This is a genomic window from Mesorhizobium sp. M1A.F.Ca.IN.020.06.1.1 (genome assembly GCF_004023265.1).
Taxonomy (GTDB): domain Bacteria; phylum Pseudomonadota; class Alphaproteobacteria; order Rhizobiales; family Rhizobiaceae; genus Mesorhizobium.
The window spans coordinates 1-7,397 of record NZ_RZSR01000212.1 but is presented as its reverse complement, the minus strand read 5'-3'; the positions used below and the strand labels follow the sequence as shown (position 1 = coordinate 7,397).

The window sequence follows — 7,397 nt, the reverse complement described above, 5'->3', positions numbered from 1 at the left end:
CTTCCGCCCATGCCAGCAGCTACGCCGCCAGAGCGTCATCCGCAGCCTGCTTGATCAGCCATTCGATGTGATTTGACCACATCTGCAACACCTCGCGCTTCTCCTTGACGTTGCTATAGAGATCGTAGATTTCGCCAATGTCTCCGGTGCGGGCTCACAGCCCGTCCATATAGCCGCCAGTCTGCTGCCTTCGAGTGGCCCATGTTGGCCGCGGCCAGGAAGTGGCGACGATTGAAAGGACAAAATCAGTTGCCGAAACTCATCGCAGGTGACGGTCTGGTGGCAATTTGGGCACATCTTGTGTCTCGTCGCCAGTAAACACGGATGCCCGGCAGGAGCTGAGCTCGCTGCCGGCGGAAATCGTAGAGCGCCAGCGACGCATTCTGATCTTTCGTCAGGCAGTCGACCGCCTTGGCATACGCCTCGGCCTCCATCTCGATCGACCTGAACCAGTATCTTGTGCGCCATCCGGACGATCTGGGAAAGCTTGGCCGGGCCGGCGCCTTCCCAGGCGCACGGGAAGCGCGACGACCCATGTGGACCTTGGATTTCACTCCGCACTTACGCTGCTTTGGCCTTGTCAGCAGCCTGAGCATAAAGCGTGCTCAGCTTTCAGGCCGAGCACTCATCCATTGTTGACAGCACCTGTCGTCATTCAGGATCGCCCCATTCTCGCAGGCCGCTTGCAGCTTTCAGGCTGTTGTCAGCCAGGGCCGCCATAAAGGGTCTCGTTAAACAATTCAGGAGGCCGTTCCAATGAACAATCAGTTTGCGAGACTTTTTCGAGGACCAGGTATGCAGGCTTGTTTCAGGACAAAGAACTTTCTGGCGGCAACCACCGCGATGACGACGGTATTCCTGCCGGCTGTGTCTCTCGGGGTGGGTCTGGTAGCATTTCCAACTGGAGAAGCGTTGGCCGACGACCCGATTTCGATCCCGCTGGAGTATGTCGGGGAAGGCCATGACCGCCTGGGCATCTGGGCCAAGATCAACAATGGCAACGCGCAGCGATACGTATTCGACACGGGCTCGGACCAGCTCAACACGCAGATCGGGTCAGAGGTGACCGGGGTCCGCCCGATTGCCGACACGCCTTACGTATATACGTACGGGGACGGAACGTATGGTAATAAGCTTCAGAACGTGGAAATTGATAAATTTACATATGTCGATCCAGATCAAAAGATAACAATCGACGGGCCGTCTGTAAGCGATAAGAAATACCGGGCTGCTCGCATTCTCGATTTTGTCTATACCCATGCGTATTGCAAGGACAACAATCTTAAGTGCACGCCGGGATCCGTGACGGATGGACTTAAAGATATGTATGGTCAGGATCTCCAAGAACCTTATCACGCCGATAAGGAGCAGCGGGCGAAAATGACCGCTGGCAAGATGGCAGACGAAGGCGGCGATTTCGCAGGTACATTCGGGGCCGGCGATTTTCTTGGCAAGACAAGTGTCTGGGGCATGATGGGCAGTGTCACCAGGTCTGGCTACGTGGTCTCCGCCAATGTGAATCCGGATTCCGAGAGCGACCAAACGCCTGGCTGTTCCCCCTGCACGATTGTCAACCTCAATCCAAGCCTCCGGGCCCAATATACTAATGCCATGCCATGGGGAGAACCCGAGGAAAAAGATCAGGATTCTTATCAGAATTTTCCTGGCTCTGGCGCCAATGCCTCGACCGAATACGAAGGCAGCTACAATCTGCAGTACACGGTTAAGGATGGAGCCCCACCAATCACCGACCCCAACAAGACCGCGGTATTGCTCGACACCGGCACACCGGGCGGTGGCAGTCTGGAGATCAGTGATGCGATGCTGAAGCAATTTCAGGATGCGGGCGTCAAACTTAAAAATGTTCGGAGAAATGAGCAACGCGAGATCGTAAGCGCATCGGGCAACATCCCGAGCGTTACAATCGCAGGAACGGATGGCGATCCGGTAAGGCTGGACAATATCGACTTCACCTACACCAGCGGCACGACGGAACAACCCAATGACCAGACCAGTTTTGTTGCCGGTCTTGACTTCTTCAAAAACAGATCGGTCATTTTCGATCTGGAGAAGAAGTATACCGCTTATACGTCACATTTCGTCACTGCCAGCAACTTCTCTACCGATTCATCCGCACCCGAAGGGACCGGTCTGAGCAGGATCACGACGAGCATGGGGAATGAGGGCGGGTTCGGCATAGCGGGTGTCGTCTCCGGCTCCGGATCGCTGACGCTTGATACAAAGACGGTGGTCCGGATGACGAATGTCAACACCTACACCGGCGAGACGAATATTGCTCAGGATGCCTATCTCTCGCTTGCGGGGCTCGGCAACATCCAACGGTCAGCGAAAGTCGTTGCAGACGGCACGTTCGATATCTCCGAACATGGAAATGGCAGCGACTATTGGGGAATCTCCGACGCCTACAACGATGCCCGTATTCGTAGCCTGAGTGGCAGCGGAACGGTCGAACTGGGCAAGCGTACCCTGGTGCTAACGGATTCGAACGACACGTTCGCCGGCAGCATCAACGACCTCGACGTTGATAACAATAATATGGGCGGCAAACTATTCGTTGCCGGTGGCGTGCAAACGCTGAGCGGAAAGAACAATTTTTCCGGCATGACGACGGTCGGTTCCGGCGCGGGATTGCTGCTTGCCGATACAGGTGTGCTTTCCCATGATGCGACCACGTCCGGCTTTCTCGGGAATGACGGGCAGATCGGGGGCACGGCTATCGCAAACAGCGGCGGTGTCGTCGCAGGCGGCGGCACCTACGGTGCGGTCACCATTTCCGAGGGCGGCACGGTCGCTCCTGGCAGTGCGACCGATCCGAGCAGGATCGTCACCACACTGACTGTCACGGGCGATTTCGCGCAGCAGTCCGGATCGATCTATCAGGTCGACCTCGCAAGGTCGTCCGATCTCATCGATGTTGGCGGAGCAGCGGCGATCGACAGCGGCGCGCAGATCGAGCTGCTGCGGCAGGGAACGCTATCGGTCGATGCCCGATATACTCTGCTCTCCGCAGCAGGCGGCGTAAGCGGCACCTATGGCGGGCTGACGGGGGCTCTGGCGACAGACGCGACGCCCTTCGTCGATTTCCAGCTCGTCTACGATGCCAACAATGTCTATCTCGATATCAGCCGCACATCGACGGCGTTTGCCGATGTAGCCAGCACCTTCAATCAACGCTCGGTCGCCGCAGCGGCTCAGGCGCTTGGAAGCGGTAATCCGATCCAGGACAACATCCTGTTCCTGACGGCGCCGGAAGCCCGCAACGCTTTCGATATGCTATCAGGCGAGGTTCATGCTTCCATTCATAGCGGCCTCATCGAGGACAGTCATTCTGTACGCGATGCCGCGAGCGAACGGATCCGTGCGGCGTTCGACGGCGTCGGTGCCTCCAGCGTTCCGGTGATGACTTATGGGCTGGGTGGTCTGGAACTGGCCCCGGCAACGAGTGAGAATTTCGCCGTATGGGGCCGTGGCTTCGGCGCCTGGGGTCATCTCGACAGCGACGGCAATGCCGCCGGTCTTGATCACTCGACAGGCGGCTTTCTGGCTGGCGGTGACGCGGCTGTCGGCGAAAGCTGGCGGCTCGGCCTCATCAGCGGCTACAGCCATACCTCCTTGGAGGCGGACGATCGCGCGTCGTCGGGCTCGAGCGAGAATTACCATCTCGGTCTTTTTGCCGGCACGCAGAACGGCAATCTCGGTTTTCGTTCCGGCCTTGCCTATACCTGGCACAGCATCGAGACCGGCAGGTCCGTGGTCTTTCCAGGCTTCGCCGACAGCCTTTCGGCCGATTACGACGCCGGCACGTTCCAGGCCTTTGGCGAGCTCGGCTACCGTATCAATACGGCTTCGGCTTCCTTCGAGCCCTACGCTAATCTCGCTTATGTGAATTTTGACGCCGATGGCTTCACCGAGAATGGCGGCGCAGCCGCCTTGTCGAGCGGGGATCGCTCGAGCGACACGGCGTTTACCACGCTAGGTCTGCGTGCGTCGACGGTACTGACCCTCGGCACCGTGACTGCTACCGCGCGCGGCGGTCTTGGCTGGCGCCACGCCTTCGGCGACGTCAGGCCGGATACCGCTCTTGCCTTTGCTGGCGGTTCCTCCTTCGCCATCAAGGGCGTGCCGATCGCAAAGAACGCAGCTCTGCTCGAAGCTGGGCTTGACGTAAACATCACCGAGAACGCGACGTTCGGCATCGCCTATCAGGGACAGATCGCCTCGGATGCCCAGACACACGGGTTCAGCGCCAAGCTCGGCGTCCGTTTCTAAATCACCCGCAAAAGAGATTGGTTATGAAGTCAGTGAGTGCATTTTCTTTTACCGTCGTTCTCGGCTCAGCGACGGTGATGTCTGTGTCCGCCGCGCGAACGGACGATGCCTGCTACAACAAGGCACAAAGCCTATGATGACGCAATGTTCAATCGACGACCTGAAGCCAGTCGATGGCGAGCTTGACAAGCTCTACAAGGAGATGGAGACCCGGCTCAAAGAGTCCCGGCGCATGTCCAGGAACTGGTCGAGACCGCGAGGGGCTACAACGCCACCTCGGAGAACACGCGCGACGCCTACCCCAAGGATTGGCGGCATTTTTCCTCCTGGTGCCGGCGCGCTGGCTTCGATCCCCTGCCTCCGGGCTCGAAGGTGATCAGGCTCAATATCAGCGCCTGTGCCTCGGGCACCGCCGCCGGCGATCCGAAGCGTGGCGCCCCTGCCCTTTAGTTTGCGACCATCGAGCGGCGGCTTTCCGGCCTCGCCTGGAACTTTACCCAGCGCGGCCGGCCGTTGGACCGCGCGGAGCGGCATATCTATAAGGTTCTTGCCGGCATTCGCCGCAAGCACGCAAAGCCACCGCGGCAGAAAGAGGCGGTCCTGGCGACGATCTGCTGGCGATGATCGCCACGCTCGGCCACGACCTCAGGGCCTGCGCGACCGCGCTATTTTGCTCCTGGGCTGTGGCGGCGGCCTGCGGCGCTCCGAGATCGTCGGTCTCGACGTCATGCGCGACGACAACAGCGATGGCGCCAGCTGGATCGAGATTTTTGACGGCAAGGGCTGCTGGTCACCCTGCGCGGCAAGACCGGCTGGCGCGAGGTCGAGGTCGGCCGCGGCTCCAGCGACCACACCTACCCCGTAGTCGCGCTCGAGAGCTGGATCCGCTTTGGCCGCATCGCACGTGGACCCCTGTTCCGCCGCATCTTGTCGATCAGGTCGATATAATACGAAAAAGCCGCCGCCATTCGGGACGGGCGTCGGCTATCATGTCCAGCCATTATGCGGCGAGCGGATAGCTTTCGCCGGACCAGGCAGAGAACTTGGCGGCAAAAGCCTTCATCTCGTCGACCGCGAATGTGGTGCGCGGTTGCGAACTCGACTTGCTGGGCGAGAGGGACCTCGCCGAGAAAGGCGCTGACATGAGCGGGATGCTGCTTGGCCAAATCGAGATCCGCAAAGCAATCGGCCAGCGCCGCGTCGTCCAGCTGTACGCTGCAGGGCGCGTTCACGTCGTCAAGACGGATGCCAAATGCTTGCTCATAATGGCCGCAAGGTAATCGTTTCGGGTCGGAGACACAAGTTGCCGCCTCCTTCGCCGTAGAGTGGCCCGATACAATCACGATCGATATTGCCACCTCTTATCGATAGTGATCGCATAGTTCCCTGATTCGACTCTCAACCGCTCATATCAAGCGATTACTTCCATGTATCTGCTGCGCTAGCCCGTCCTGGCCTTGGAGTGTCGCTCCTCACCTCCTCCACCACTCACCAGCCCGATGGGAGTATCGCCCGCCAGCAGCTTCTCCTTGCTGAGCAGCGCGGCAACCTCAATCGCCTCGAAATCGGGCAAATCCCGCAGTGTGTCGAGGCCGAAGTGCAACAGGAAGGTCTTGGTCGTGACGTAGGTGTAAGGCGTGCCAAATTCAGCGGGCAGGCAGACGTTGACCCACAACAATCAAGGGGACGGTGCAGGCCAAGATTGCGGCAGGGCTTGGGCCCCCCACCCTTCTCCTCAGAACTCCGCTGCTTCCAGCTGGCGGCTGAAACCCACAGGCGCAGCCAGCTTGGTCGCTAACCGCATCGATCGCCTCATGGTGTCTGCCATGAATCCGGGTGCGTGAAGCGCTCCAGAGCGAAGATGTTGGGCGTCAACCAAGTTCACCAATGAGCTTCACTGCTCGAGTTCTGCACGGTGTCACCGACTGGCGCCGGAGGTTGATCCGGATTAGGAGGAGCACTCGTTGTCGGATTCTCGACGATGTCGGACATGTGACACAACGCTTCCAGAGCGATCGCATTGTTCCGAAACGATTTTCCCAGTTGGCACGACGGTTGCGGTCCTATGCGCAAAAGCCCTGCGATGCCGCACCGACTGGAAGAACTCATCAATGATCACGCTTTTCGAACATGTGGGCGCCGCTACCAACACTGAGCGTTCCCGAGCCGACGGAAGCCTCTATCCCTTCTTTCTGAAGGCTGTCCGGACATGAACGCATTTGATGTCCGTCCAACGCTGGATGCTCCCGACGACGATCCCTATCTCTGGCTTGAAGATGTAGAGGGCGAGCGGGCACTTGCCTGGGCCGCCGGCCAGTCGGCAAAGACCCTGAAGCACTTCGGTGGAACGCAGTTCGAGCGCGACCGGGCGGCTCTGACAGCCATTTTCGACAATTGCGACAACCTTCCCCTGATCGCGCGCCGTGGTCAGTACCTCTACAATTATTGGCGAGATGCCGGAAATCCACGCGGACTGTGGCGCCGGACCACCCTTGCCGCCTACATGAAGGCGGATCCCCAATGGGAGCTACTGCTCGATCTAGATGCTCTCGCGGCTAGCGACGGAGAGGATTGGATCTGGGACGGCGCGTCCGTCGAGCCGGAGAGACGGGAAAGAGCCGTTCTGCGCCTGTCGCGCGGCGGCAGCGACGCGGTCGTGCATCGCGAATTCGACCTGATCTCTCTGAGCTTTGTGGCGGACGGTTTCAATCTCCCCGAGGCCAAAGGCTACGTTAGTTGGCTGGACCCTGACACGCTTCTGCTTTCCAGTGCGCTTGGTAATGGCATGGCCACCCGCTCCGGCTATGCGCGCACCGTGCGACTGTGGAAGCGTGACGCGGATCCCCTCACCACGCCGGTAATCTTCGAGGCCGGGTTGGAGAGCCTCGAGGTGTCTGGTCATTCGGACCGCACCGGCCGCAGCGAGCGCCTTTGGTTCATTGAGAAACGGGCCTTCTTCGAGAAGATCAGTTGGATCGGCGACAGGAGCGGGCCGAGGAGGCAGATCGATCTTCCTCGTGACGCGTCGTGGCGGGTCTTCGGCGACTGGCTGGCGGTAAGGCCGCGCAAGCCGTGGACGGTGGGAGGCACCACCCATCCCGCCGACG

At 59.6% G+C, this 7,397-nt stretch carries 2 protein-coding genes and 3 pseudogenes; 4 read left to right on the top strand and 1 reads right to left on the bottom strand.

Annotated features, from left to right (window positions below):
• The first annotated feature begins 756 nt into the window (after positions 1-756).
• From EOA60_RS12070 to EOA60_RS37535, 3 genes and pseudogenes are all read left to right on the top strand, one after another.
• Entirely contained in the window at positions 757-4,290 is a 3,534-nt protein-coding gene (locus EOA60_RS12070) for an autotransporter domain-containing protein (RefSeq protein WP_082826570.1), read from the top strand.
• Positions 4,291-4,533: 243 nt separating this feature from the next.
• Positions 4,534-5,217, top strand: a pseudogene (locus EOA60_RS38930) (integrase); the annotation flags it as partial.
• Between the two features lie 116 nt (positions 5,218-5,333).
• On the top strand, positions 5,334-5,570 hold the full coding sequence (locus tag EOA60_RS37535; protein WP_063169293.1) for a hypothetical protein: 237 nt from the start codon (positions 5,334-5,336) through the stop codon (positions 5,568-5,570).
• A gap of 161 nt (positions 5,571-5,731) precedes the next feature.
• Here EOA60_RS37535 and EOA60_RS12055 read toward each other — a convergent pair.
• Positions 5,732-5,932: pseudogene (locus EOA60_RS12055) on the bottom strand (SMC-Scp complex subunit ScpB); the annotation flags it as partial.
• 567 nt (positions 5,933-6,499) lie between these two features.
• Here EOA60_RS12055 and EOA60_RS12050 point away from each other — a divergent pair.
• Positions 6,500-7,397 (top strand): annotated as a pseudogene (locus tag EOA60_RS12050) (prolyl oligopeptidase family protein); the annotation flags it as partial.

Excerpts from the sequence above, each read along its gene's own strand:
- EOA60_RS12070 (WP_082826570.1), top strand. The coding sequence starts at position 757 with ATGAACAATCAGTTTGCGAGACTTTTTCGAGGACCAGGTATGCAGGCT.